15 protein-coding genes are annotated in these 26321 nt (G+C 68.9%); 9 read left to right on the top strand and 6 right to left on the bottom strand.

Going from position 1 to position 26321, the window contains the following annotated elements; genetic code table 11:
* Positions 1-227 precede the first annotated feature (227 nt).
* Positions 228-1067 (top strand): alpha/beta fold hydrolase, encoded by an 840-nt coding sequence (locus ABZ824_RS12575; RefSeq protein ID WP_356963351.1) that lies wholly within the window; start codon positions 228-230, stop codon positions 1065-1067.
* A gap of 1 nt (position 1068) precedes the next feature.
* Here ABZ824_RS12575 and ABZ824_RS12570 read toward each other — a convergent pair whose 3' ends face one another.
* The gene (locus tag ABZ824_RS12570) at positions 1069-1524 is read right to left on the bottom strand and encodes a GtrA family protein (protein WP_355073107.1); all 456 of its coding nucleotides are present in this window, start codon (positions 1522-1524) and stop codon (positions 1069-1071) included.
* 119 nt (positions 1525-1643) lie between these two features.
* On the opposite strand from ABZ824_RS12570, the gene ABZ824_RS12565 reads away from it, so the two are divergent.
* The 5 genes from ABZ824_RS12565 to ABZ824_RS12545 all read left to right on the top strand — a co-directional run bounded on the left by ABZ824_RS12565 (position 1644) and on the right by ABZ824_RS12545 (position 11405).
* Positions 1644-3131, top strand: a complete 1488-nt coding sequence (locus tag ABZ824_RS12565; RefSeq protein ID WP_355073109.1) for an FAD-binding oxidoreductase — start codon at positions 1644-1646, stop codon at positions 3129-3131.
* Positions 3128-3889, top strand: coding sequence for a decaprenylphospho-beta-D-erythro-pentofuranosid-2-ulose 2-reductase (locus ABZ824_RS12560; RefSeq protein WP_355073111.1), 762 nt, complete (start codon positions 3128-3130; stop codon positions 3887-3889). Before ABZ824_RS12565 ends, ABZ824_RS12560 begins: the two co-directional genes overlap by 4 nt.
* A 188-nt stretch (positions 3890-4077) precedes the next feature.
* Positions 4078-6045: a galactan 5-O-arabinofuranosyltransferase gene (locus tag ABZ824_RS12555; protein ID WP_356963507.1), complete on the top strand. Its 1968-nt coding sequence runs from the start codon at positions 4078-4080 to the stop codon at positions 6043-6045.
* 102 nt (positions 6046-6147) lie between these two features.
* Positions 6148-8046, top strand: coding sequence for a glycosyl transferase (locus ABZ824_RS12550; RefSeq protein ID WP_356963350.1), 1899 nt, complete (start codon positions 6148-6150; stop codon positions 8044-8046).
* An 11-nt stretch (positions 8047-8057) separates the two neighbouring features.
* Entirely contained in the window at positions 8058-11405 is a 3348-nt protein-coding gene (locus tag ABZ824_RS12545) for an arabinosyltransferase domain-containing protein (RefSeq protein WP_356963349.1), read from the top strand.
* A gap of 71 nt (positions 11406-11476) precedes the next feature.
* Here the strand turns inward: ABZ824_RS12545 and ABZ824_RS12540 are convergent, their stop codons facing one another.
* A complete protein-coding gene (locus ABZ824_RS12540) occupies positions 11477-12409 on the bottom strand; it encodes an NADP-dependent oxidoreductase (protein WP_356963348.1) in 933 nt (310 codons plus the stop codon).
* A gap of 99 nt (positions 12410-12508) precedes the next feature.
* On the opposite strand from ABZ824_RS12540, the gene ABZ824_RS12535 reads away from it, so the two are divergent.
* Both ABZ824_RS12535 and ABZ824_RS12530 read left to right on the top strand, forming a co-directional pair.
* Positions 12509-12910 (top strand): helix-turn-helix domain-containing protein, encoded by a 402-nt coding sequence (locus ABZ824_RS12535; protein WP_355073117.1) that lies wholly within the window; start codon positions 12509-12511, stop codon positions 12908-12910.
* Between the two features lie 85 nt (positions 12911-12995).
* Positions 12996-13154 (top strand): hypothetical protein, encoded by a 159-nt coding sequence (locus ABZ824_RS12530; protein WP_169332658.1) that lies wholly within the window; start codon positions 12996-12998, stop codon positions 13152-13154.
* Positions 13155-13363: 209 nt separating this feature from the next.
* On the opposite strand, the gene ABZ824_RS12525 is transcribed toward ABZ824_RS12530, so the two are convergent.
* Positions 13364-16681: an arabinosyltransferase domain-containing protein gene (locus ABZ824_RS12525; protein ID WP_355073738.1), complete on the bottom strand. Its 3318-nt coding sequence runs from the start codon at positions 16679-16681 to the stop codon at positions 13364-13366.
* 232 nt (positions 16682-16913) lie between these two features.
* Here ABZ824_RS12525 and ABZ824_RS12520 point away from each other — a divergent pair, with 232 nt between their 5' ends.
* On the top strand, positions 16914-17411 hold the full coding sequence (locus tag ABZ824_RS12520; protein WP_356963347.1) for a peptidylprolyl isomerase: 498 nt from the start codon (positions 16914-16916) through the stop codon (positions 17409-17411).
* A 67-nt stretch (positions 17412-17478) separates the two neighbouring features.
* Here the strand turns inward: ABZ824_RS12520 and ABZ824_RS12515 are convergent, their stop codons facing one another.
* From ABZ824_RS12515 to fadD32, 3 genes are all read right to left on the bottom strand, one after another.
* Positions 17479-19023 (bottom strand): acyl-CoA carboxylase subunit beta, encoded by a 1545-nt coding sequence (locus ABZ824_RS12515; RefSeq protein WP_355073124.1) that lies wholly within the window; start codon positions 19021-19023, stop codon positions 17479-17481.
* Complete coding sequence (pks13, locus tag ABZ824_RS12510) at positions 19020-24281, bottom strand: polyketide synthase Pks13 (protein WP_356963346.1); 5262 nt, start codon at positions 24279-24281, stop codon at positions 19020-19022. Before pks13 ends, ABZ824_RS12515 begins: the two co-directional genes overlap by 4 nt.
* A gap of 109 nt (positions 24282-24390) precedes the next feature.
* Complete coding sequence (fadD32, locus tag ABZ824_RS12505) at positions 24391-26304, bottom strand: long-chain-fatty-acid--AMP ligase FadD32 (protein WP_356963345.1); 1914 nt, start codon at positions 26302-26304, stop codon at positions 24391-24393.
* Positions 26305-26321: the final 17 nt, after the last annotated feature.

Below are 26321 nucleotides of genomic sequence, written 5' to 3'. Positions count from 1 at the left end.
CCGCGCCGGTATCGACCCGCCCCACGAAATACGGCTCGGCGACCGACACCAGCAACCTCCCAGACCGACGTGCGCGTTTCCGTCAGACCCGTGCACGGATCAGGTCGAGCGCGCAGCGGTCCACGCTTAACGTGAGTCCCGATCGTACAGATCACAGACCAGGACACCGGCGTTTCACCGTGTGCGGGAACATGCGACGCAGATCGGCCGCCCGCTCACTACAAGGAATGAGCACAGTCATGGACCGCAGGCATATTCATCTACCGACTCGGCTGGGGCTGCTGCATGTCGTCCTGACCGGCAGCGGCGATCCGATCGTGATGTGGCCGAGCCTTCTCATGGACGCTGCCCTCTGGGACGCCCAAGTGAACCATTTGGCCCGGGATTTCCTGACCATCGCGGTCGACCCGCCCGGGCACGGGCGGTCCAGCCGCCTCGAACGACCCTTCACCTTCGACGAGTGCGCGGCGTGCGTCGCCGACATCCTCGATCAGCTGGAACTACCGAAGACCCATTTCCTCGGGAACTCCTGGGGCGCCATGATCGGCGGCACCTTCGCCGCCGGTTTCCCTGACCGCGTCGAATCCGCGATCCTGATGAACGGCACGGCGTCATCGGCCCCGCTCGCTCAGCGGGCGCAGTACCGGATGCTGCTGATGGCGGTCCGGATACTCGGCGGGATTCGCCCGCCGCTCACCGGATCGGTGGTCCGGGCATTTCTCGGTCCGACGACCGAACGCACGCGCCCGCAGGTCGTCCGACAGGTTCTCGACGTCGCCCGCCGCAATGATCCGGCGTCGCTCGTGCACGCCGTCCGATCCGTGGTGACCGACCGCCCGGACCAGCGGCGCCTCTTCTCCTCGATCACCTGCCCCACGCTGGTCATCGGAGGTCGCGAGGACCGCACCTTCCCCGTGCCCGAGATCGAGGTCATGGCCGACGCCATCCCCGGCTCGCGGCTCGTGGTCCTCGACGGAGCCGCACACCTCGCGGCCGCGGAGGTCCCCGACGAAGTGAATCGTCTGGTCGGCGCCTTCCTGGCCGACCACGCCGCGACGAGCGGATAACTCAGCGGAGCTTGAAGATCACCAAGCGTTGGACGATGAAGTTGATGACGGTCGCGGTGCCCTGGGCGACGACGAAGGCAAGCGGCTGGCGCCACCACTCGTCGGCCAGCGAGAAGTACAGCAGGTTGTTGATGCCGACCTGCACCGCGAAGGTCACCGCGTAGAGAACGACCACCGCGAGGAAGCGGATGCGGCTGGGCGGAGCCTGGAAGGTCCAGCGGCGGTTGATCAGGTAAGCCGTTGTGGTGCCCGCCACGAAGCTGATCGACTTGGCGACGCCGACCGGGAGACCGACCAGGTTCAGCAGCAGGCTGTAGAGCCCGTAGTCGACGACGGCCGAGAACCCGCCGGTGAGGGTGAACCGGATGATCTGCGTCTTGAGGTCGACCTCGGTGCCGCCGGGCTCGTCGACCAGGGGCAACTCGGCCGGAAGCGGCAGTTGGGGTTCGGCTTGCACGCCGACGAGCGTAGCGCCGGACCGGGTTGGGCACTCATTTCGGTTCTAAACCGACGCGTTCGTCACTACCCATGGGTAGAGCGACCGCGTCCCCATCTGCCGTCATACCTGTAGCCTCTATGCCGATGTCCACGAAAGCTCCGACCGCCACCAAGACAACCGGGAACGACAAAGGCGCCGGCGTCGCGAACGACGGCCCGGCCGCGGGCACCGCGTTCACTCTTCCGACGCGCACCCGCACGTTGACCGGGTGGGGTCGCACCGCACCCACCTCCTCCGAAGTGCTCTCGACCAGCGATCCCGAACTGATCGCCAAGGCAGTCGCCATGGTCGCCGAGGACAACGACGGCAAGCCCGCCCACCTGCGGCGCGGCGTGATCGCGCGCGGCCTCGGCCGCTCCTACGGCGACCACGCGCAGAACGCGGGCGGTCTGGTCGTCGACATGACCGCGCTGAACAACATCCACCGGATCGACCGCGACACCCGCATCGTGGACGTGGACGGCGGCGTCAGCCTGGACCAGCTCATGAAGGCCGCGCTGCCGTTCGGCCTCTGGGTCCCGGTGCTCCCCGGCACCCGCCAGGTGACCATCGGCGGCGCGATCGCCTCCGACATCCACGGCAAGAACCACCACAGCGAAGGCAGCTTCGGCAATCACGTGCGCTCGATCGATCTGCTCACCGCCGACGGGCAGGTGCAGCACATCACGCCGAAGCGCAACGCCAAGCTGTTCTGGGCGACCGTCGGCGGCAACGGGCTCACCGGCATCATCCTGCGCGCCACCATCGAGATGGTGCCGACGGAGACGGCCTACTTCCTCAACGACGGCGTGAAGACCACGACCCTCGACGAGACCATCGCCGCGCACAGCGACGGCAGCGAGGCCGACTACACCTACTCGAGCGCCTGGTTCGACGTGATCAGCCCGCTGCCCAAGCTGGGCCGGGCCACCATCACCCGGGGCAGGCTGGCGAAGCTCGACGAGCTGCCCAAGCGGCTGCGCAGCAAGCCGCTGAAGTTCGACGCGCCGCAGCTGATGACCGTCCCGGACATCTTCCCGAACTGGACGATGAACAAGCTGACGCTGATGTCCATCGGCGAGGCCTACTACCGGATGGGCGGCAACTACACCGGCAAGGTGCAGAACCTGACGCAGTTCTACCACCCGCTGGACATGATCGCGGAGTGGAACCGCGGCTACGGCTCCAACGGCTTCCTCCAGTACCAGTTCGTGGTGCCGACCGAGGCGGTCGAGGAGTTCAAGCGGATCATCGTCGACATCCAGGCCTCCGGGCACTACTCGGCGCTGAACGTGTTCAAGCTGTTCGGCCCGGGCAACCAGGCTCCGCTGAGCTTCCCGATGCCGGGCTGGAACATCTGCGTCGACTTCCCGATCAAGCCCGGTCTCAACGAGCTGGTCGGCGAGCTGGACCGGCGCGTGCTGGAGTTCGGCGGGCGGCTGTACACCGCGAAGGATTCGCGGACCACCGCCGAGACCTTCCACAAGATGTATCCCCGGATCGACGAGTGGATCAAGGTCCGCCGTAGCGTCGACCCCACAGGCGTTTTCATGTCCGATATGGCGAGAAGGCTGGAGCTGCAGTGATCAATGCCGTTGGTAACCCGCAGTCGATTCTGCTGCTGGGTGGCACGTCGGAGATCGGCTTGGCAATCTGCGCGGAGTACCTGAAGAAGGGGCCCGCGCGCATCACCCTTGCGGCGCTGCCCGGTGATCCGCTGCGCGAGGGCGCGGTCGCCCAGATGAAGGCCGCGGGCGCGAGCCAGGTCGAGGTCATCGACTTCGACGCGCTCGACACCGATGGGCACGCCAAGGTGATCGACGCCGCCTGGGACGCGGGCGACGTGGACGTCGCGATCGTCGCCTTCGCCCTCGACGGCGATCCCGAAGAGCTGTGGCAGAACCAGGCCAAGGCCGTGCGAGTCGCCCAGATCAACTACACCGCCGCGGTCTCCGTCGGCGTGCTGGTCGGCGAGAAGATGAAGGCGCAGGGCTTCGGCCGGATCATCGCGATGTCCTCCGTCGCCGGCGAACGGGTGCGCCGCTCGAACTTCGTCTACGGATCGACCAAGGCCGGTCTGGACGGCTTCTACCTCGGGCTCGGCGAAGCGCTGCGGCCGCACGGCCCGCGTGTACTGGTGATCCGGCCCGGCATGGTGCGGACCCAGTTCTCCGCGCACGTCAAAGAGGCTCCGCTCACCGTCGACAAGGAAGACGTCGCGGCGCTGGCGGTCGCGGCATCGCAGCGAGGCAAGGAACTGGTCTGGGCGCCGGGAACCTTCCGCTACGTGATGATGGTGCTGCGGCACATCCCGCGCTCGATCTTCCGCAGACTGCCGATCTGATCGGCGACCGAACTCGGACATGGTGCCCGCGTGATCAGTGATCGCGCGGGCACCTATCGTCTGACGGAGTGACCCTGTGAACCCGGAGGCGCCATGCGAGTAATCCAGTGCGACGAGCGCGGAGCGGTCCGTTGAGCACGGTGACCGCGGCGGACGAAGCGCCGCCGCGTCCCGTCGATCCGGCCCCCGTGCCGGGGCGCGGGTCACTCGTGGCACGTCAGATCGCGGCCGGCGTCGGCGAGGCCGCGCTCGCCGCGGTGGTCGCCGCCGTGGTGGCCGTCGTCGGGCTCGTCGCGTTCTCGCTGGTGCAGTGGCCCGCGTTCAACTCCTCCAACGTGACGCGGGCGCTGACCACGGTCGGGCAGGTCGGCGCTGCGGTCGTGCTCGCGGTCGCGATCGCGCTGCTGCGGCTGCGCAAGTGGCCCTGGATAGCGAAACTGCTGTCCTGGGTGGGTCTTTCGACGTTCGTCACGTTCACGCTCGGCATGCCGCTGGCGGCGACGAAGCTGTATCTGTTCGGCGTCTCGGTGGATCAGGAGTTCCGCACCGAGTTCCTCACCCGGCTCACCGATTCCGCCGCGCTGCGCGACATGACGTACGCGGATCTGCCGTCGTTCTACCCCGCGGGCTGGTTCTGGATCGGCGGGCGGGTGGCGAATCTGCTCGGAATGGACGGCTGGGAAGTATTCAAGCCGTACGCGATCACGTTCCTCGCCGTGGCCGCGGTGGTCGCGCTGGTGTTGTGGTCGAAGCTGATCCGCGCGGACTGGGCGGTGGGCGTCGCGGCGGCGAGCACGGCGGTCACCCTGGCCTACGCCGCCCCCGAGGCCTACAGCGCCGTCATCGTGCTGCTGCTGCCGCCCGCGCTGGTGCTCGCCTGGGGAGCGCTGTATCGCCCGCTGGAGGGCGAGACGGAGGAGCATCGCACGGCCGGTGGCTGGGGCGCGGTCGTCGGCACCGGGCTGTTCCTCGGCTGGGCGGCCACGTTCTACACCCTCTACTTCCTCGTGGCGGCCTTCGCGGTGGCCCTGATGGGTCTGGTGGCCGCCTTGCTCGCGATGCGTGCGCGGCGCGCCGACCGTCCGCGCCGCGCACCCGCGGCGACCGGGCCGACCCGTCCCGCGTGGCGCGCGGCGGCGCCGCCGCTGGTGCGGCTCGTGGTGATCGCGGTGATCGCCGGGCTGTTCGCGCTCGTCGTGTGGGCGCCGTACCTGGCGAAGGCGCTGCGCAGCGCGACGGCGAGCTCCGGGACCGCCCAGCACTATCTGCCGGAAGCGGGAGCGGAACTGCCGTTGCCGATGTTCCAGTTCTCCCTGCTCGGGGCGTTGTGCCTGGTCGGCATCATCTGGCTGGTGCTGCGCGGCGCGTCGTCGCGACGGGCGCAGGCGCTGGGCATCGGGGTGGCGGCGATCTACCTGTGGGCGCTGCTGTCCATGGCCGCGACCGCGGCGGGCACCACGTTGCTGTCGTTCCGTCTGGAGCCGGTGCTGTTGGTGCTGCTGTCGGTCGCGGGCGCGTTCGGGTTCGTGGAGGGCGCGCGGGCGATCTACCAGGCGTTGAACGAGCCCGCCCGGTTCCGGCTGGTGGCGATCGTCGTCGCGACGATCGGCGCGTCGGCGTTCGCCCAAGACATCCCGCACGTGCTGACTCCGGAGATCACGACTGCCTACACAGACACCGACGGAGACGGAAAGCGAGCCGACAAACGGCCTGTGTCGGCCGTGTCTTTCTATGACGAAGTGGATGCGGCGCTCACCGCGCAGACCGGGCGGCCACGCTCGGACACGGTGGTACTCACCGCCGACACCAGCTTCCTGTCCTTCTATCCCTACTTCGGCTTCCAGGCGCTCACCTCCCACTACGCCAACCCGCTCGCCGACTTCGCGGGCCGGGCGGCGACCATCGAGAGCTGGAGCAAGCTGAAGACGCCGCAGGAATTGATCGACGCGCTCGCGGCGAGCCCGTGGCGCGCACCGGACGCGTTCCTGTTCCGGCGCAGCGGCGACACCTACACGCTGCGGCTGGCCAAGGACGTCTACCCGAACGACCCGAACGTGGCGCGCTATTCGGTGAGCTTCCCCAAGGAACTGTTCGCCGACCCGCGTTTCACCACCACCGACATCGGACCGTTCACGCTGGTCACCGTCCACCGCTGAAATCGCGGCGGTTGAACTCGCGCGCAGTGGATACCCCTCTCGTTTGTCGGTCCACGCACAGCGTGGTCGCAACGGAGGGCGCTGGCGAGGAGTGATGCGCAGGTGACACAGGCACAAGACGCCGAGACCGACCTACCGGCGGAATCGGCGACGGTCGCGATCGCGACGAAAGAGGCGACGGCGACCGGAGTGCTCACCACTCCCGCGCGTACCCGGCGGCTGCCCCGACTTCCGCTCGCCGATCTGCTCGTATGCGCCGGTTACCTGGCGCTGGCCGCGACGGTGCTGTCGGGCCAGTGGCGCGATACCGACAACGGATACCTGATCAAGAGCGGTCAGGACCAGACGATGTGGGAGTGGTTCTTCGCCGTCACCGCGCATTCGGTGGCCGCCCTGCACAACCCGCTCGGTACCGATCTGCAGAATTTCCCGGCCGGGGTCAACATGATGGCCAACACGGCCATGTTCGGTGTCGGCGTGCCGCTGACACCGGTCACCTTGCTTTTCGGGCCGACCGTCACGTTCGTACTCGTGCTCACCCTCGGTCTGGCCGGAACAGCGTTCGCGTGGTATCGCCTGTTCGTCCGCGAGCTCGTCCGGTCCCGGGTCGCGGCGGTGATCGGCGGACTGTTCTGCGGATTCGCGCCCGGAATGATCTCGCACGCCAACGCCCACCCGAATTTCGTCGTGCTGCTGTTGCTTCCGCTCATCGCGGGCCTGCTGATCCGGATGGCGCGGCGAGCGGCCGCGGCGGAACGGGAACGGCCGGGCGGGCGGGTACGGGATGCCGCCGTTCTCGGACTTCTGGTCGCGACGCAGATCGCGCTCGGCGAGGAACCGCTGTTGATCTTCGCCCTCGCGTTCGGCCTGTTCGGGATCGTGTATTACGCGCATGCTCCGCGCACCGCGCTGCGCGTGACGCGAGTGGTCGCCCCGACTTTCGCGCTGGCCGCGGTGATCACGTTGGCACTCGCCGAGATTCCGCTGTGGTGGCAATTCTTCGGCCCGCAGAGCTATCGATCGATCGACCACGGCCCGATGGGCAACGACCTCGAAGCGCTGGTGCAGTTTCCGTCCGAATCGCTGGGCGGCGTGTTCGCGCCCGGCGCGAACGTGGCGATCAATCCGACCGAGCAGAACGCGTACTTCGGCTGGCCGCTGCTGCTGTTGGTCGTGTTCACGGTGGGAATGCTGTGGCGCGACCGCGTGGTGCGGGCCGCGGGCGTGGTGATCGCGGTCTTCGGCCTGCTGTCGCTGGGCGCGGTCGCCACGATCGGTAAACAGCCGACCGGCATCGATCTGCCGTGGCGCTGGGCCGAACATGTTCCGCTGCTGAACACCGTGCTGGAGAGCAGGATGAGCATGGCCGCGATCCCGGCCATCGCGGTGGTGCTCGCGCTGGCCAGCGACCGCGCGGTGGGGACATGGACGCAATCGGCGGTGGACTGGAAGCCCCTGGCCTGGTTCGCGGCGCTCACCGGTGCGCTGCTGCCGCTGATCCCGACCATCCTGCCGGTGGTCGAGCGACCGCCGACACCGGACTTCTTCGCCGACGGCGCCGTCCGCCGTTACGTCGGCGACGGATCGGTGGTCCTGGTGCCGCCGCCCCGGCCACCCGACGCACGGGCGCTACGTTGGCAGGCCGACGCGGGTTTCACCTTCCCGCTGGCGGGCGGCTACTTCGTCGGCCCTACCGGTACCAGCAAGAAAGGCATCTACGGTCCCGAGGCCCGTCCGACCACCGCTCTGCTGGTACAGGCCCAGGACACTGGAGTCGTACCGCCGATCGACGCGGGCGTGCGTACCCGTGCGCTGGACGATCTGCGGTTCTGGCAAGCCGACGTCTTGGTGCTGCCCGCGACGAAGAACGGCGAAGTGTTGCGGGAGACCGTGACCCAGCTGCTCGGATTCACGCCGACGCGAGTCGAGGACGTCTGGCTGTGGGACGTTCATTCGCTGCGCGCGTCGGGGGCAGTCGGCATCACACCGGGCGGTAGCTAGCATCAACCACCGTGCGACCGGACCGATCTTCTCCAGCGTTCACCCGTATCCGCTTGATCGCCCTCCTCTCCGGGCTTCTCGGATTCCTGCTGGCCTTGCTGACCCCGCTGCTGCCGGTGCGGCAGGATCGGGCGAGCCTGGACTGGCCCGAGTCCGGCGCCAGGAGCGTGGCGGCGCCGCTGGTGTCCTACGAGCCGCTGCGGTTCAGTGCGACGCTGCCGTGCTCGCTGACCGGAGAGCTGGGATCGGGCGGCACGCTGCTGTCCACCGCCCCCGTGGCCTCCGGGCGGGCGGCTACCAAGGGCCTGGTGGTCTCGGTCGCCGACGGCGTCCTCTCGGTGGTGCAACGCGACATCCCGCTGTTGTCCGCGCCGCTGGCCGAGGTCGGGTCCTGCGCGACGATCCGCATCGAGTCGACCGCCGCCGCGACGACGACTGAACTCACCGGCGTCACCCGGCAGGACGGCACGCCGTTCCAGTCCACGGTCGGCCGGGACATCCGGCCGCAGCTGGTGGGCGTGTTCACCGATCTGAAGGCCGATCGGCTCGCCGGAGCGCAGGTGCACGCGGACATCGACTCGCGTTTCTCCTCCACGCCGACGCCGTTGAAGCTGGCCGCCATGATCGCCGCCGCCGTGTTCACGCTGATCGCACTCGTCGCACTGCATCTGCTGGACACCGCCGACGGGCGCCGACCGCGCCGGTTCCTGCCCGCGCACTGGTGGCGGGTCACCCCCGCGGACGGCGTCGTGCTGGGCACGCTGGCGCTGTGGCACGTCATCGGGGCGAACACGTCCGACGACGGCTACATCTTGAACATGGCGCGCGTCTCCGGGCACGCGGGCTACATGGCGAACTACTACCGGTGGTTCGCGGTCCCCGAGGCCCCGTTCGGGTGGTCGTACGAGGTGCTGGCGTGGATGTCGCGGATCTCCGACGCCAGTCTCTGGATGCGACTGCCCACGCTGCTGGCGGGCGTGATCTGCTGGCTGGTGATCAGCCGCGAGGTGCTGCCCCGCCTCGGCGCGCGGGTGCGCCGCAACAAAGTGGCGCTGTGGACGGCCGGCCTGGTCTTCCTCGCGTTCTGGCTGCCCTACGACAACGGCCTGCGCCCCGAACCGCTGATCGCGGCGGGCGCGCTGCTCACTTGGTGCTCGATCGAGCGCGCCATCGCGACCGGACGGCTGCTGCCCGCCGCGGTGGCCGTCCTGATCGCCGCGTTCTCCCTCGCGGCGGGCCCCACCGGCCTGATCTGCATCGCGGCGCTGATCGCCGGTTCACGGCCGGTGCTGCTGATCATCATCAAGCGCGCTCGCGGCGCCGTCCCGGCGCGGACCGGGCCCGACGCCGACGCGGCCGCCGCCGGTTCCGCCGAAGCCGCGGCCGCGGTGAACGCCCCCGCGAAGGTGCGCGAGCCGTCCCGGGCGGGCGCGGTGTTCCGGTTCGCCGCGCTGGTGGCCCCCGGCCTCGCCGCGGGCACGCTGGTGCTGGTGGTGATCTTCGCCGACCAGACCTTGGCGACGGTGCTGGAAGCCACCCGGGTGCGCACGATCGTCGGCCCGAACGTCGCGTGGTTCGACGAGCGCACCCGCTGGGACTCGTTGCTCATGCTCTCGCCGGACGGTTCGCTGGCGCGGCGGTTCGGCGTGCTGGTGATGCTGCTGTGCCTGCTCGTGTGCGTGCTGCAAGTTCTGCGCAAGGGCCGGATTCCGGGCACCTCGCGCGGCCCCTCGGTGCGCATTCTCGGCATCGTGTTCGCATCGCTGTTCCTGATGATGTTCACCCCCACCAAGTGGACGCACCACTTCGGCGTGTACGCCGGACTGGCCGGATCGCTGGCCGCGCTCGCGGCGGTCGCGGTGGGCACCACCGGTATTCGCTCGCCGCGCAACCGCGCGTTGTTCGCCGCCGCCGTGCTCTTCCTGCTCGCCGTGACGTTCACCGGCTCGAACGGGTGGTGGTACGTGTCCAGCTACGGTGTCCCGTGGTGGGACAAGGCGCCGTTGATCGCGGGCAAGGGGCTGTCCACGTTGTTCCTCGGGCTGAGTGTCCTCGCGCTGCTGGTCGCGATATGGCAGCACTATCGCGAGCCGTACCGGCGTGAGCGGCCTGGAGCGCCACGGCGATTCGACCGGTGGGCCTCCGCGCCGCTGACCGTGGCCGCCGCGCTACTGGTGATCTTCGAGGTCGCCTCGCTCGCCAAGGCCGCGGCCACGCAGTACCCCGCGTACTCGATCACCAAGTCGAACGTGCAATCGGTCGGCGGGGATTCGTGCGCGCTGGCGAACGAAGTGCTCGTCGAGACCGACACCGCCGATTCGCTGCTGCAGCCCTTCACCGGATCGCCTGCGGACGGCTTGGCCGCGCAGAACAAAGGATTCACCCCGAACGGGGTGGCGCGTGACCTCACCGCGGACGCGGAGGAGACGGTCACCGGCGGCGCGAACTCCGTGGACAAGGATTCGGAGAACAAGACCACCAACACCACCGGCGCGGGCACCGGCGGCGGCACCACCGAGCAGGCGGGCATCAACGGCAGCACCGTCGCGCTGCCGTTCGGTCTCGACCCGGCGAGAACCCCGGTGCTGGGCAGCTACCAGGAGGGCGAGCAACAGCAGGCGAAGCTGACCACCCAGTGGTACCGGCTCGACCTGACCGACAGCATGCGCAACGACCCCGCCTACCAGGTGCTCGCGATCACAGCGGCGGGCCGGATCCGCTCGGTGGACGCCGACGGTGTGCTCACCTACGGACAGGAACTGCACCTGGAGTACGGCGTCCGTGGCGCGGACGGCGAGGTGCGCACGCTCGGCTCGATCGATCCGCTGGACATCGGCCCCGCGCCGTCCTGGCGCAACCTGCGGGTGCCGCTGGACCGGCTGCCGGCGGAAGTCAACGCGGTGCGACTGGTCGCGATCGACAACGACATCACGCCCAAGCAGTGGCTGGCCGTCACCCCGCCCCGGCTGCCCAAGCTGGCCACGCTGAATTCCGTGGTCGGATCGCAGGCTCCCGTGCTACTCGACTGGCACGTCGGCCTCGCCTTCCCGTGCCAGCGGCCGTTCGACCACAAGGACGGCGTGGGCGAGATTCCGCAGTGGCGCATTCTGCCCGACCGGGTCGGCTCCGACGCCTCGAACGCCTGGCAAGACGACATCGGCGGCGGCCCACTCGGCTGGACCGGCCTGCTGCTGAAATCCCAAACCGTCCCCGCATACCTCGACCGCGACTGGGCTCGCGACTGGGGCTCCCTCGAACGCTTCACCCCCTACGACCCCACCGCCATTCCTGCCCCCATCACCACCACAACCCGAACCCGCACCGGCCTCTCCACCGACGACCCCATCCGCATCCGCTGACTCCGCGAGTGGCACATGGTGGAGCGGGCTTCTCGCGATTCGCCGCAGCCGTGTGCCACTCGTGGAGGGTGTCAGGGGGTGAGGACGAGGCGGCCGCGGAGGCCGCCGAGGGATAGGCGGGATTGGGCTTCTCGGACGGCGGTGAGGGGGTGGGTCGCCGCTACGCGGAGGGTTAGTTTGCCCGCGTCTACTCGAGTTACGAGGTGGTCGAGTCGGGTGCGGTCGGCGCGGACCAGGACTGTGTGGACCTTGGTGCCGCGCAACGGGATCGGGGTGTCGGGAACGCTGATCGACGCGAATCGCCCGCCGCCGCGCACCGCGGCGAGCGTCGCCGGGCCGAGGGCGGCCGCGTCCAGGGCGGCGTCGACGCCGCCGGGGACGATGGCGCGGACGGCATCCGGCAAGGATGCCTGGCGCGGAACGAAATCGGTGGCGCCCAAGGCGCGCACCGCGTCCTCGTCGGCGGGTGCGGCCGCGGCGATCACCCGGATACCCTGCGCCGCCGCGAGTTCGACCGCGAAGCCGCCGACAGCCCCCGCCGCGCCGGTGACCAGGAGCGTGTCGGTGGACACGAGATCCAGCGCGTCGAGCGCCTGGAGCGCGGTGAGACCGTTGAGCGGGAGGGTCGCCGCTTGCACCGGCGACACGGAAACCGGAGCGGGCGCGACGTTCCCGACCTCCAGCACCACGTAGTCGGCCTGCGCACCGAGCGAGACGTCGAGCCGGTCGCTGATGCCGATCACCGCTTGCCCCACCGTGAACTCCGTGACGCCCGCGCCGAGCGCGTCGACCGTGCCCGCGACATCCCAGCCGACGCCCCACTGATCGCGCTGCGCGGCGAACGGCGTGCCGCCCACGCCCGCCCGCACCATCAGATCCACGGGGTTCACTGCCGCCGCCGCGACCGCGATGCGAACCGTACCCGGGCCGGGCTGCGGAGTCGGCACTTCCACGATCTCCACCACGGCTTCCGGTCCCGGCCGGCGGACTACCACTGCACGCATGATGTTCCTTCCTGTCTGCTGCCGACCAATGTAGGAACGGTTACTATCCAATGGGTAGTAGTTACCCGAGAGTGCGTTAGAGGCAGCGAGGTGCTCCCGATGGCGACGAAGACCGCGGCGCAGCGCCGTGAGCTGGCAAAACAGCGGTACGACGCGTACATCGCCGAGTGCCCGACCCGGCAACTCCTGGACCGGATCAGCGACAAATGGGTGAGCCTCGTGTTGGCCGCCCTCGCCGACGGGCCGTTGCGCTACGGCGAACTGAACCGGATCATCGCGGGCGTGAGTCCTAAGATGCTCACGCAAACGCTGCGCGGACTGGAACGCGACGGCCTGGTGGAGCGACGGATCACCGCGGAAGTCCCGGTCCGCGTCGACTACGAACTCACCCCGCTCGGCCACAGTCTTCAGCCGGTCATGAGCGCGGTCAAAGCATGGGCGGAGACACGTATGGACGACGTGATCGCCGCGCGGGCGCGCTACGACCGCACCGTCCAATAAACCGGTTGTCCGGTCTGAAAAATATGCTCCCACCTGTGGCTATGCATCGCAGGACGAATCGGGCCGCTGGCCTTAATCTGAATCCATGACAACGGCATTCGATGAAATGGATCTGCGCGATCTTGTCGGACTGCTCAACGAAGAGGAACAACGGGAGCTGCGGCCTGCGGTGCTGCGCGTGCTCGGCCGCCTCCCTTCGCAAGAGGTGCTCCGGCGCGAGCTCGGCCTTCGGCTGAAGGTCTGAGCGCCCGGTAACGCACCGGCGACATACGGCAGGGCCGCCGCGCAGGATTCACCTGCGCGGCGGCCCTGTGTTCTGGGCACCTAGCCCGTGCCAGCTCGCTGAACGCGACGTCGGATATCGGCACGTCCAACCGGCCTGCCTTCATGAAAGGGCCGCCGCGCAGGATCGGTGCCCTGCGCGGCGGCCCTGGTTTCGGGTGGTTCACCCGATCAGAACACCCGCATACTGCCCGGCGACCAGAGGCCCGAGCGCGTCGCGGTGCCGGTGTCCAGCTTCGCCGGGACGGCGCTGCGGTCGTACTGCTCGTAGCGCTCCAGGGAGCCCCAGTCCCGCGCCCAGTCGTCCTTCAGGTAGGTGGGCACGGAGATGGACCTGGCCAGCATCTGCGTGAAGCCGAGCACGCCGCCGAACTCCTCGGCCTGCCAGGTATTCGTCGAGCTGATGGCCAGCGGGCGGTCCGGCAGGATGCGGTAGCCGGGCGCCTCGGCCACGCCGTTGCGGTGGTCGAACGGACGCTGGCACGGGAACTGCAAGCCCACCGCCCAGTCCAGCAGGATCGGCTGCTGGGAACCCAGCAGGCTGTTGAGCGTCTGCAACTTCGGCATCCGCGGCGGCGTGAAGGCCAGCCACTGGTCCCCGATCAGGATCGGGTCGTTGGCGACGATGCGCACCGCGTCGGCGTCGGGCGCGATCTCGTCCAGCGGCACCCGCAGGTTGCGCCAGGACGGGAACGGGCCGATGTCACGCGGCAGGTAGGTGCCGAGCTTCTGCACGCTGCCGTCGGGCTGCCGCTTGCCGTAGTCGACGGTCAGCGACTGGCCGTACTTCATCGCGCCGGTGTCGTCGAAGGAGAGGATGCGACCGGCGGCCGAGATCACCACCAGCGGCTTGTCCGCCGAACGCGCGGGCAACTGGTACCAGCTCGAGGTGACGTTCGCGGGCTGCTGCACGCCGTTCTGGTAGCTGCCGAGGATCGGTGTGGTCGCCGGATCCAGGCCGAACGGGAGGGCGACGGTGGAGCCGTTGACGCCGCGCGCGCCCTGACCGCCGCCGGTGCCCGCGCTCTGCCCCTCCGCGAACGCCGCGCCGACCGACTGCGTGGAAGTGTTCCCGGTGCCCGGCTTCACCTCGACGCTGTCGGCGGACAGATCATTGGGCACGCCGTTGGGGTCGAAACCGACCGGATCGACACCGGCGAGCGGATCGGACGGATTCGTCGGCGGGTGCGCCGGATCCATGATCGGCTGCAACTTGCCCGCGTTCGGGTCCGGCTCGACCAGCACGTCATTGGCCAGGCCGCAGGTGCTGCCGCTGAGCGCGTCGATGTTCGACCGGGCCAGCGAGTACGCCGGATACTGCGAGACCGCGCCCTTCACCAGCGAGAGCACCTCGAGCGCGACCATCAGCGCGGCGACCACGGTCAGCGGGATCGCCGCGAACCGGCGGATCCGCCTGCCACGTGCCGTCTTGGCCGACGGCTGCGGCGCGGTGTAGTCCTCCCGCAGCGCGTACCAACCGACCAATGCCAGCGCCACGCCGAACAGCACGAGCATGAGGGTGTTCGACTGGTAGCCGTGCAGCGAGACGCGCTTGTCGAACCACGGCACACCGAAGCTGGACACGTACCAGTAGCCGTTGATGCCGGAGAACGCGATCGCGAGCACGAACAGCAACCCGGCCAGGAAGATGGCCCGGTTCTTGCGGGCTCGCAGGGCGCTCGCCGAGACCGCGACCGCGGTGACCGCCGCCAGCGAACCCGCGATGCCCGCGTACGCGCCGAAGTGGTGGGTCCACTTGGTCGGGTTGAACATCATGAAGAAGATCGTCCCGAAGACCACGCCCATCAACCGCCAGGTCGGACCGCTGGAGATACCCGGCACCCGCCTGCGGCGCAGCAGCACCAGCATGGTGGTGAACAGGCACAGCAGCATCACCAGGAAGGCGAAGCGCCGCGACAGTGAGCCGTCGACAGTCTCCACGAACAGGTAGTAGTAGCGCAGGTAGTCCTCGTACCAGGCCAGGTTCGGCCCGGTCACCTGGCGAACCCGGTTGGCCTCCTGGATGCCCGCGAAGGTCTGGTCGGTGTAGACGGCCGTCAGCACGAGCACGCCCGCCGCGGCGATCGGTGCGAGCAGCGGCAGCGTCGAGCCCCACCGACCGGCGCCGAGCGCGGCGAACTGCCGGTGCTTGCGCACCACGATGCGCAGCATCGGACGGATACCGGCCAGCAGCGCGGCGACGCACATCAGGCCCGTCGGCGCGGCGGCGAGAGTGAACGCCGCCACCAGGACGGCCACCGCGGCGGGCAGCAGCCGCCCGGTCGCGATGGCCCGCTCGATCGACACCCAGGTCAGCAGCGCACCGAGCGCGACGATCGGCTCGGAGCGCAGGCCGTTGTCGAACGGCAGCCAGAACGCCAGGAACACCAGCCCGCCGGTCCACAGCGCCACCTTGCTGGTGCGCACCCCGCGACCCAGCCGGGGCACCACCTCGCGGCTGATCACCAGCCAGCACAGGATCGCGCAGGCCAGCGCGGGCAACCGCACCCAGGCACTGGCGGTGGAGATCTCCGAGAAGACCTGGATGACGTAGTAGTACCAGCCGAACGGCGCCTCCGGCACGCCGTACCAGCGGAAGTAGTTGGCCATGTACCCCGCGTGCGGGGCCACCCGCACCATGCTGAGGATGTAGCCGTCGTCGGAGGTGTTCGCGCCCGCGAAATGCCACAGCAGCAGCGTGCCGACCACCGCGCCGTCCGCCCAGGTCGGCTTCAGCCAGTTCGCGGGCAGGAACCGGCGGTGCCCACGCCCGTCACTGCTGTCGAGCCGGGCCAGCGCCGCCAGGGCGATCAGCGTGCACAGCACCGCCGCGATCATCGCGACCAGCTTGATCGCCGTCGGGCTGGAGGAGAAGCGGGTGTCCACCGTCATGGTGAACGACAAACCGGTCGGCGCCGCGCCCTTCAGATCGGAGAAAACCCCGACCACCTGGGGCCGCAGATCGCCGCCGAGCTGCCCCTCCACCGGCACGGTGACCGACTCGTTCGCCCCGGGCGCCCCGCCCTCGATCGGCCGCTCCACCTGCCTGGTGAGCCCGTTGAACACGCCGTAGGTGCTGTCGCTGTCCGAGGCGATGCTCAACGACGTGCACTCGCCCATGCGGCTGCGGTCGGCCGACACCACCACCGCGTTGCGGTCGACGACGTCCACCGAGGTCTCCGACACCCGCACGAACAGCGCCTCCAGCGCGGCCCGGTCGCCCTGCGGCGGCGCGGTGGCCAGCAGCATGCCACCGCGCTCGGGTAGCTGGGCGATCGTCTCGCACGGGATCGTCGCCTTCAGGTCGATCGGGACCTGCGACATCAGCGGCGCCTGCACGTTGCCGAGCGTCCCGCCCTGCGGCCAGTTCAGCACCGCGGTCGTCTGCGTGACCGGCAGGAACGGCGTCGCCAGCGCGAACAACGCGCCGAGCACTCCGGCCACCAGCGCGATGAGCCGGGCGGTCCGGAAATCGTTCGGGGTCACCACCGGGGCGGCGGGAGGTTTCGTGAGTACAGCGGTTGCGGCGTCGGGCACGGTTGGCAATGCTAGCTCCCCGTCTGTCCGCGCGGGCGTCGCGCCGCCGGGAGAAATCGCGCGTCCTCAGTATGTTCGGAGCCGACTGCCAGATTGTTGTGCCGACCAGCGGCAAAAATCGCGCCGGGCGGCCAATCGACCCCGTACTGCTGACCGGCGCCGACCACAATGGAAAGGTGGGTGTATGACCAAGGTGAATATCTCGACGAACTACGGATCGATCGTGCTCGAGCTGGACGATCAGAAAGCGCCGAACACGGTGCGCAATTTCGTGGACTACGCGAACGCGGGCCACTACAACGGCACCATCTTCCACCGCGTCATCCCCGGCTTCATGATCCAGGGCGGCGGGTTCGAGCCCGGGTTGCGTCAGAAGGGCACCAAAGCCCCGATCCAGAACGAAGCGAACAACGGCCTGAAGAACAACAAGTACACCGTCGCGATGGCGCGCACCAACGACCCGCACTCGGCCACCGCGCAGTTCTTCATCAATGTCTCCGACAACGACTTCCTCAACCACTCCGCTCCCACCGCGGCGGGTTGGGGCTACGCCGTCTTCGGCGAGGTGACCGAGGGCTCCGACGTGGTCGACAAGATCGCGGGTGTCCGCACCTCCTCGGCGGGCATGCATCAGGACGTGCCGGTCGACGACGTCGTCATCGAATCCGTCACCGTCAGCTGATCATTCGAGACGCCAGACGCGAATCGGGCCGCGCCCCAAGGGGTGCGGCCCGATCGTGTACCGGTTGCTACAGCGGCAGCAGGTGATGCTTGCGCGGATTGCGGGCAACGGACTTGTCCCGCAAAAGCTGTAGCGCACGACGGATTTCCAGTCGGGTCGTCGACGGCTCGATGACCGCGTCGACGTATCCGCGTTCGGCGGCCACCCACGGCGTCGCCACGGTGGCGTTGTAGAAATCGATCATCTGCTGGCGAATCGCCGCCCGCTGGTCCTCGGGCGCGGCGTCGATCTGCTTGGCTCCGATCAAGCTGACCGCGCTCTCGGCGCCCATGACCGCGATCCGCGCCGTCGGCCAGGCCAGGTTCACGTCGGCGCCCAGCTGCTTGGAGCCCATCACGGCGTAACCGCCGCCATAGGACTTGCGGATCACCACGGTGACCTTCGGCACCGACGCCTCCACGTAGGAGAACAGGAACCGTCCACCGCGCTTGATGACGCCGATCTTCTCCTGTTCCACACCGGGCAGGAACCCGGGCGTGTCCACGACGAACACCAGCGGGATCTCGAACGCGTCGCACAGACGCACGAAATGCGCCGCCTTGTCCGATGCGCGGGCGTCCAGCGCGCCCGCGTACACCATCGGCTGGTTGGCCACCACGCCGACGCTGCGGCCGTCCACGCGGGCGAAGCCGGTGATGACGTTGCGCCCCGCCGAAGCGCCGAATTCGTGGAAGGCGCCGTCGTCGAAGATGCGCAGCAGGATCTCGTGCATGTCGTACCCGGAGTTGTCGGAGTCCGGGACGATCGAGTTCAGCTCCAGGTCGGTGTCGGTGATCTCCGGCTCCAAGCCGGGATTCACGATCGGCGCCAGCTCCTGGCAGCTGGTCGGCAGGTAGCTCAGGTAGTCGCGCACCCACTCGAACGCGGCCGATTCGTCCTTGGCCACGTGGTGGATGTTGCCGTACTCCGCCTGGCTGCGCGCGCCGCCGAGTTCCTCGAGACTCACGTCCTCGCCGGTGACCTCACGGATCACCTTCGGCCCGGTGACGAACATGTACGCCTCTTCGGTCGCCACCACCACGTCGGTGTTGATCGGGGCGTAGACGGCGCCACCGGCGCATTTGCCGAGGATCATCGAGATCTGCGGGACCAGCCCGGACAGCGGCTCCTGCCGCCGCCCCAGCTCGGCGTACCAGGCCAGTGAGGTCACCGCCTCCTGCACGCGCGCGCCGCCGGAGTCGTTGATGCCGACCACCGGGCACCCCACCTTGGCGGCGTACTCCAGGATCCCGGCCACCTTGCGGCCGAACATCTCGCCCACCGAACCGCCGTAGACGGTCTGGTCGTGCGAGAACACCGCCACGGGCCTGCCTTCGACCAAACCGTGCCCGGTGACGACGCCGTCGCCGTAGAGCGCGGCGGAGTCGCCCGGTTTGCGGACCAGCGCGCCGATTTCCACGAAGGTTCCCGGATCGAGCAGCATGTTGATCCGGTCGCGGGCGCTGGGAATACCCTTCTTCGCCCGCTTGGCCACGCCCGCTTCACCCGCCGGCTCCTGCGCTAAATCCAGGCGCTTGCGCAGGTCGGCGAGTTTCTCGGCAGTAGTGCTCACTTGGCCCCTTTCGCCTCGATCGCGGCGAGCTTCGCGGTCAGGTCGGCTCCGATCTTGCCGATCCGCGGTTCGTCGATGATCTGCAGGTGGTCGCCCGCGATGTGGACGACCTCCAAATTCGGGATGTACTCGTCCCAGCCGCCGTTCGGCACCCGGTCGGCGAAGCGTGGCTCGAGCTCGATCATCCCGTCGTGGTAGCGATCGGCGAGGTAGAGCACGACGTTGCCGTCGTAGTGGGACGGTTGGGTACGGGCGAGGTGGCGACTATCGATCCACGAGGTGCGCTGATGCTCGAGCACGCCACCGGGAATCTTCGCGCCACTGATCTTGATCAGGTCGCTGATCATCTTGAACTGCTCTTCGTCGGATGCCGCGGCCAGTGTCTCCAACTGCTCGCGGTCCAATTCGCCGTCGACGCCGTAAGTCTTCTTGGCGAAGGTTTGGTAGCGCTCGATCCGCCGCACCCGCTCCTCGGGGCTGTTGTCCTCGCCCTGCGTCGGAATGGCCAGATCGATCAGGCCGACCACGCGCACGTCCGCGCCCTCGGCCCGCAGCAGTTGCGCGGTCTGCATGGCAAGCACCGCGCCCAGCGACCAGCCGTACAGCACGAACGGCCCGTCACCCTGGAGCTTGCGCAGCTCGGGCAGGTATTGGCGGGCTCGTTCCTCGATGGAACCGTCGACCCGTTCCAAGCCGTACATCGGCGTGTCGGCGGGCAGACGCTTCAGCAGAGGCTCGTACACCAGCGTGTTTCCACCGGACGGATGGAACACGAATACCGGAACCGCGTTCGAGCCCTCCGCGCGAGCCCGAAGCGGACGCACGAAACCGTCCACATCCGCGCCGCTGTCCTGCAGGTTGCGAACGATGTCGGAGAGCTGCTCGATGGTCTCGCAATCGAGTACGTCGTCCACGGTGACCTCGGCCTTGACCCGCTCGGTCAGGCGCGCGGCCAGCTTCTCCGCGGTGTCCTCGTCGAGGATCGGCAGCGTGTTGAAGATGCCTCCGGCCGACTTACCGGTGACCACCGCCCAGGTGGCGAAGGTAAGGCGCTCGGCGGCGTCGCGCGGCGGGACGTCGTCCTCGTCGGCGGGCTGCTCGGCAGCGCCGCCGAACACGGCTGCGGGCGCGGCAGCAGGCTCGGGGGCGGGCGCAACAGCTTCGGGCACAGCGCTTTCCGGTGTCACGGAATCCGTCGGCGCGTCAGCCGGTGCTGCCTCGGGCGCGTCGGTCGTCTTGCCGGTGACCGCCGCGACCGGGTCGGCCCCGGTGGCCAGCGCCGCGCGGGCCGTGGCGATGAAATCGGAGTCGACGGCCAGCTCGCCGGTACCGCCCGCGGCCTTGTCTGCGGCCTGCTGATCCGCCATCGCCTGCACCTCGTCGCGGTGCTCGATCGCGTACCGCAGCACCTTGCCGACCTCGTGCAGGCTCGCGTCCCGCACAGCCTGTACCTGCAACTGCGGGATGTCGAACTCGTACTCGACCCGGTTCTTGATGCGCATCGCCATCAGCGAGTCCAGACCGAGTTCCATCAGCGGGATCTCCATCGGAAGATCCTCGACCGCGTAACCCATGGACTCCGCGACGATCAGCGCGAGCCGCTCCTCGACGGTCTGCGTGCCGTTCGGATCCCACCGGTCGCCGAAGGTTTCCACGACCTCGATGTCGGCGTCGCCCTGGGGCTGCGCGGCGGGCACCGGGACCGTTTCGGTCGCAACAGGTTCCGGCAGCGGAGCACCCGAGGTGACCACGGCGTCGAACACCAGGCGGAAGGCGCTGCCCTCCTTGGCATGCACCTGCACCGAGGCGCCGCCGGGATGCGGGGTGAGCGTGGTGGTGAGCGTGCCCGCGGCCGGGATCGGCGCGTGCGGGATGGACGCGCCCAGCGACACGTCGCTGAGCACCTGCGCCGCCGCGGCGCGCACGAGTCCGGCGAGATCGGTCACCGAGGAGGCCTGGACCTCCCAGACGTGCCTGCCGTCCGGCAGCGCCACGTGCGCACCGGGAACCCGGCCGTTGCCGCCCGAGGACAGCTGGACCTTCGGCCAGTACTCCTTGCGCACGAACGTGGTACGCGGAACGTCGGCGTACTCGCCTGCACCGAGCAGCGAGAACAGATCCACCTTGTGCCCGTGTACGTAGAGCTGGGCGAGCGCGGCGATCACACCGGCGGACTCGTCTTCTTTGCGCTTGAGCGTGGGGATGAGCTGCGCGTCGTGCACGCCCGCGGCGAAGGTGGTGCCCAGCACCTGCATCAGCGCGACGGAATTCGGCGCCAGCTCCAGGAAGGTCGTGTGCCCCGCGTCCACGGCGAGCTTCACCGCGTTGGTGAAGTACACGCTGTGGCGCATGTTCTTGACCCAGTAGTCCTCGTCGTGGATCGGGTCGTGACCGGAGCGGAAGAACTCTTCCTTGTGCACCGTCGAGTACAGGCCGGTCTTCAGCTTGGTCGGCTCGATACCGGCCAGCTCCGCGGCCAGCTCGCCGAGCAGCGGATCCATCTGCGAGGTGTGGCCCGCACCGCGGGTCTGCAGCACCCGGGCGAACTTGCCCGCCGCCTCCACCCGGGCGACGATCGCCGCGACCTGGTCCTGCGGACCGCCGATCACCGTGTTCGTCGGCGCGGCGTACACCGCGACCTCGACGTCCGGGTATTCCGGCAGCAGGTTCGCGACGTCCTCGGCGCTGTACTCGATGAGCGCCATGTTGCGCACGTCGTCGTCGCTGATCATCTGCTCGCCCTCGCCCATGAGGCGGGAGCGGGCGCAGATCACGCGCACCGCGTCCTCGAGCGAGAGACCACCGGCGATGTACGCGCCGGCGACCTCGCCCATGGAATGACCCACCACCGCATCGGGTTCCGCGCCGTGCGCGCGCAGCAGCGCCGCCAGGCCGACCTGGATGGTGAAGATGCCGACCTGCGAGGTGCCGACGTTATAGTCCTGGCTGTCGTCGAGGAACAGTTCGCGCACCGAGTATCCGGCCTCGTCCTGCACCAGCTCGTCGACCTCGTCGACGGCCTTCGCGAAGATCGAGTTCTCCAGGTACAGCTGCTTGCCCATCTTGCGGTGCTGCGCGCCGAAACCGGCCAGCACCCACATCGGGCCCATGGCCGCGGGCGCGTCGGCGGTGAAGACGCCGGTCCCCGGCTTGCCCGCCGCGATGGCGCGCAGTCCGGCGATCGCCTCTTCGTGCGTCTTCGCCAGCACCACGCCGCGCGAACGCCAGTGGCTGCGCTTGGCCAGCGACCGCGCCACATCGGCGAGCGGAGTCTGCGCGCCCGCCTCGGATTCCAGCCAGTCGGCCAGCTCGGCGGCGGCACGACGGCGGCGCGAGGGCAGGTAACCCGACACGGGCAGGATCTGCGGCAGCGGCTCGGTGCGCTCGGCGGTCCATTCCGCGTCGGCTTCGGCCGCCTCGGCCACGGCGTCGCCTGCCGCGGATTCCGTCTCCGCGTCGGCGCTCTCCGCCACCGCGTCCTCGTCCAGCCGGGCCTCGAGTTCGGAGAACGGGGCCTCGGTCTCGGTCGCGGTCGGCACGTACTCCTGGACGACGACGTGCGCGTTGGTACCGCCGAATCCGAAGCCGGAGATGCCGATGGTCGCCTTGCCGCTGTAGCGGGGGAACTCGGTGGGCTCGTCGACGATCTTCAGGCGCGCCTGATCCCACGGGATGTACGGGTTCGGTCCGGCGTAGTTGATGTTCGGCGGAATGACGTTGTGCTGCAACGACATGATCACCTTCGCCAGGCTCGCCGCACCGGCGCCGGATTCCAGGTGACCGAAGTTGGTCTTGGCCGAACCGAGCAACGCGGGCTTGTCGGCTGCACGTCCCCGGCCGACCACCCGGCCGAGCGCGTCGGCCTCGATCGGGTCGCCGATCAGGGTGCCGGTTCCGTGCGCCTCGATGTAATCCACCGCCGACGGCGCGATGCCCGCGTCCCGGTAGGCGCGACGCAGCACTTCTGCCTGGGCGTCGGGATTCGGGGCGAGCAGACCGTTGGACCGCCCGTCGTTGTTGACCGCGGAGCCCTTGATCACGGCGTAGATCGTGTCGCCGTCGCGTTCCGCGTCGGCGAGCCGCTTCAGCACCACCAGACCGCCGCCCTCGGAGCGGACCATGCCGTCGGCGTCGCTGGAGAATGCCTTGATGTGCCCGTCCTTGGCGACGCCGCCATTGGCGTCGAAACCGAGCGTGGCCATCGGCGCGAGCAACATGTTCACGCCACCGGCGAGCGCCAGATCGGCGTCACCGCTGCGCAGCGCCTGCACCGCCTCGTGCACCGCAACCAGCGTCGAGGAGCAGGCGGTGTCGACGGCCACCGACGGACCGCGGAAGTCGAAGAAGTAGGAAACCCGGTTGGGGATGATGGACGTGACGCTGCCCATGATCGCGTAGGCCTCGGCCGATACCGGCACGTTCGGATCGCGCTCGCTGCCAAGGCCGAGCGCCGCGAGCAGCATGAAGTCGTTGCCCGACGAGCCGATGAACACGCCGACCGGCTCGCCCTTGAGTTCGCTGGCCGGAATCCTGGCGTGCTCCAACGCCTCCCAGGTCAACTCCATCATCAGGCGCTGCTGCGGATCGACCCGCTCGACCTCGACCGGCGACATGGCGAAGAACTCGGCGTCGAAACCCTTGACGACGTCCTGATCGAGATAGCCACCCCTGGTGTTGGCGTTCTCGACCGCTTCCGCCAACTGCGGCTCGGCCAGGAACTCCGACCAGCGCCCTTCGGGCCGCTCCCGGATGCCGTCACCGCGTCCGATGAGAAATTCCCACGTCGACTCCGGAGTGTCGCCCGCACCGGGCAGCCGCGTCGACAGACCCACGATCGCGATGTCGTGTGCCTCACCCGGCGCGTAGCCCGCCGTGTAGAAGGCGTCGTCGGACGACTCCGCGGGCAGCTCCGGCTCGCCGTTGATGATCCGCTCGGCCAGCGAGGCAATGGTCGGATGCTGGTACACGATCGTCGCGTTCAGCATCACGCCGGTCAGTTCCTCGATGTCCCCGCCGAGGGCGATGGCGTCCCGCGAGGCGAGCCCGAACTCCTCCATCGGCCGGTCCACGGTGATCTGCTCGATCGGTTGCCCGGTCGCCTCGGAGACCCAGCGCCGCAGCCACTCACGCAGCTCCGCCACCGACATGTCGGTCTGCGCGCCGCCCTTCGCGGACTCGGCCGGGGCCGCCGCGTCGGCGACGGTCTCCACGGGTGGGGCGTCGGTCGTCTGGGTGGGCGTGCCCTCGTTGTCAGCCATCAATTCCTCAAGCTACCTGTCTGCGTACCGGGCGTACCGTCTTTGACGCTCGGCGCTCGAGAAGCTCGGCGCCGAGCGTCGATGGTCGGTCCGAGGCCGCCCCTGGCAATTACTCTTCTGGTGCATCGGGGAAAGCCTGCTGGGTGTAACCACCCCGCAGCGTTCCCTCCAGATAGGCCGCCCGGCAGGCGCGGCGGGCGATCTTGCCGCTGGAGGTGCGCGGGATCGATCCCGCCGGCACCAGCAGCACGTCTCGAACGGTCACGCCGTGGCGCTGGGAGATCGCCGCGCGCACCGCGTCGGCGATCGGCAGCGGATCGGCCTTGCCCGCACCGGGACCGCGCTCACCCACGATGACCAGCTGCTCGGACGCGTCGTCGGCGTCGAACTGCAGGCCGGAGTGGCTGCCCTGCTCGAACACCTCGGCCGGGAGCTGGTTGGCGGGCACCGAGAACGCCGCCACGAACCCGGGACGCAGCGCGGTGCTGGCCTCCTGCGCCGAGAACTCGAGGTCCTGCGGGTAGTGGTTGCGACCGTCCACGATCACCAGGTCCTTGACCCGGCCGGTGATGTAGAGCTCGCCCTCGAAGTACACGCCGTAGTCGCCGGTGCGCATCCAGTTCGCGTCCGGCTCGGTGCCCTCGGCGTGGCTGCCCTCGGACAGGCGCTCGGTGACCTTGTTCTGGAACGTCGCCGCCGTCTCGTCGGGACGGCCCCAGTAGCCGATGCCCATGTTGTTGCCGTGCAGCCAGATCTCGCCGACGTGCCCGTCGGGCACCTCGCGACCGCCGCCCGACTCCACCGACTTCGGATCGATGATCGTCGCCCACTGCGAGAGCGCGATGTAGCCGCAGGACACCTGCGCGATCGCGTTCTCGTGACCGGGGTCGACCTTCACCATGCGGCCCGCGTTGAGTTCCCTGCGGTCGACGTAGGTGACCTTGGCCTCGTCCTCGGCCTTGGTGGCGGAGACGAACAGCGTGGCCTCGGCCATGCCGTAGCAGGGCTTGATGGCGGTCTTGGGCAGCCCGTAGGGGGCGAACGCCTCGTTGAACTTCTTCATCGACGAGGTGGTCACCGGCTCACTGCCGTTGATCAGGCCGATGACGTTCGACAGATCCAGCGACTCGCCGTTCTTCGGCAGACCGCGCGCCGCGGCGTGCTCGAAGGCGAAGTTCGGTGCGGCGGCGAAGGTTCCGGCGCCGTCGGAAACCGCGGCCAACTCCTTGATCCACCGGTAGGGACGGCGCACGAACGCGCTCGGCGACATGATGGTGATGTACTTGCCGCCCACCGCGGGCAGGATCACCGTCAGCAGGCCCATGTCGTGGAACAGCGGCAGCCAGGTGACGCCGCGCGAGTTCCAGTCCAGGTTGATCGCGTCGACCATCTGCAGCAGGTTGGTGCCCACCGCGCGGTGCGTGATCTCCACACCCGCGGGCACCCGGGTGGACCCCGAGGTGTACTGCAGGTAGGCGATGTCGTCGATCGCGATGTCCGGGCGCACCCAGCTCTCGCCGACGCTGTCGGGAATCGCGTCCACCGCGATGATGCGCGGGCGCTGGGCGGCGGGCAGCGAGCGGAAGAACTGCCGGACCCCGGCCGCGGAGGAGCTCGCGGTCAGGATGGCCGAGGGCTCACAGTCGCCGAGCACCGCGTGCAGGCGATCGGTGTGGCCCGGCTCGTCCGGGTCGAACAGCGGGACCGAGATGGTGCCCGCGTAGATCGCGGCGAAGAAGGAGATCACGTAATCCAAGCCCTGCGGCGCGAGGATCGCGACCCGGTCACCCGGGTTGGTCACCTGCTGCAGTCGAGCGGCCACCGCGCGCAGCCGAATACCGAACTCACGCCACGTCAACTCCTGCGCCTCACCGTCGCGCTCGCGCGAGTAGTCGATGTAGCGATACGCCAGGGTGTTCGCGTCGTTCCGGGTGTGCTTCTCGACGTGATCAACCAGGGTGTGATCCTCGGGAATGCGGATGTTCCCGGTTTCGTCCAGGTAGTCGTCGAAAGTCTCTTCCATTCCTTCTTCTCCTCCGA

Origin of the sequence: Nocardia sp. NPDC047038, from assembly GCF_040644075.1 — a bacterium.
GTDB lineage: Bacteria > Actinomycetota > Actinomycetes > Mycobacteriales > Mycobacteriaceae > Nocardia > Nocardia sichangensis.
Note: the sequence above shows the minus strand (reverse complement) of the source record. Positions and strands in the feature narration are given on the sequence as shown.

Bases quoted from the DNA above. Each gene is read 5' to 3' on its own strand.
- ABZ824_RS12530 (WP_169332658.1), top strand. From the start codon at position 12,996: ATGACAACGGCATTCGATGAAATGGATCTGCGCGATCTTGTCGGACTG.
- ABZ824_RS12535 (WP_355073117.1), top strand. From the start codon at position 12,509: ATGGCGACGAAGACCGCGGCGCAGCGCCGTGAGCTGGCAAAACAGCGG.
- pks13 (WP_356963346.1), bottom strand. From the start codon at position 24,281: ATGGCTGACAACGAGGGCACGCCCACCCAGACGACCGACGCCCCACCC.
- ABZ824_RS12540 (WP_356963348.1), bottom strand. From the start codon at position 12,409: ATGCGTGCAGTGGTAGTCCGCCGGCCGGGACCGGAAGCCGTGGTGGAG.
- ABZ824_RS12575 (WP_356963351.1), top strand. From the start codon at position 228: ATGAGCACAGTCATGGACCGCAGGCATATTCATCTACCGACTCGGCTG.
- ABZ824_RS12520 (WP_356963347.1), top strand. From the start codon at position 16,914: ATGACCAAGGTGAATATCTCGACGAACTACGGATCGATCGTGCTCGAG.
- ABZ824_RS12565 (WP_355073109.1), top strand. From the start codon at position 1,644: ATGCCGATGTCCACGAAAGCTCCGACCGCCACCAAGACAACCGGGAAC.
- fadD32 (WP_356963345.1), bottom strand. From the start codon at position 26,304: ATGGAAGAGACTTTCGACGACTACCTGGACGAAACCGGGAACATCCGC.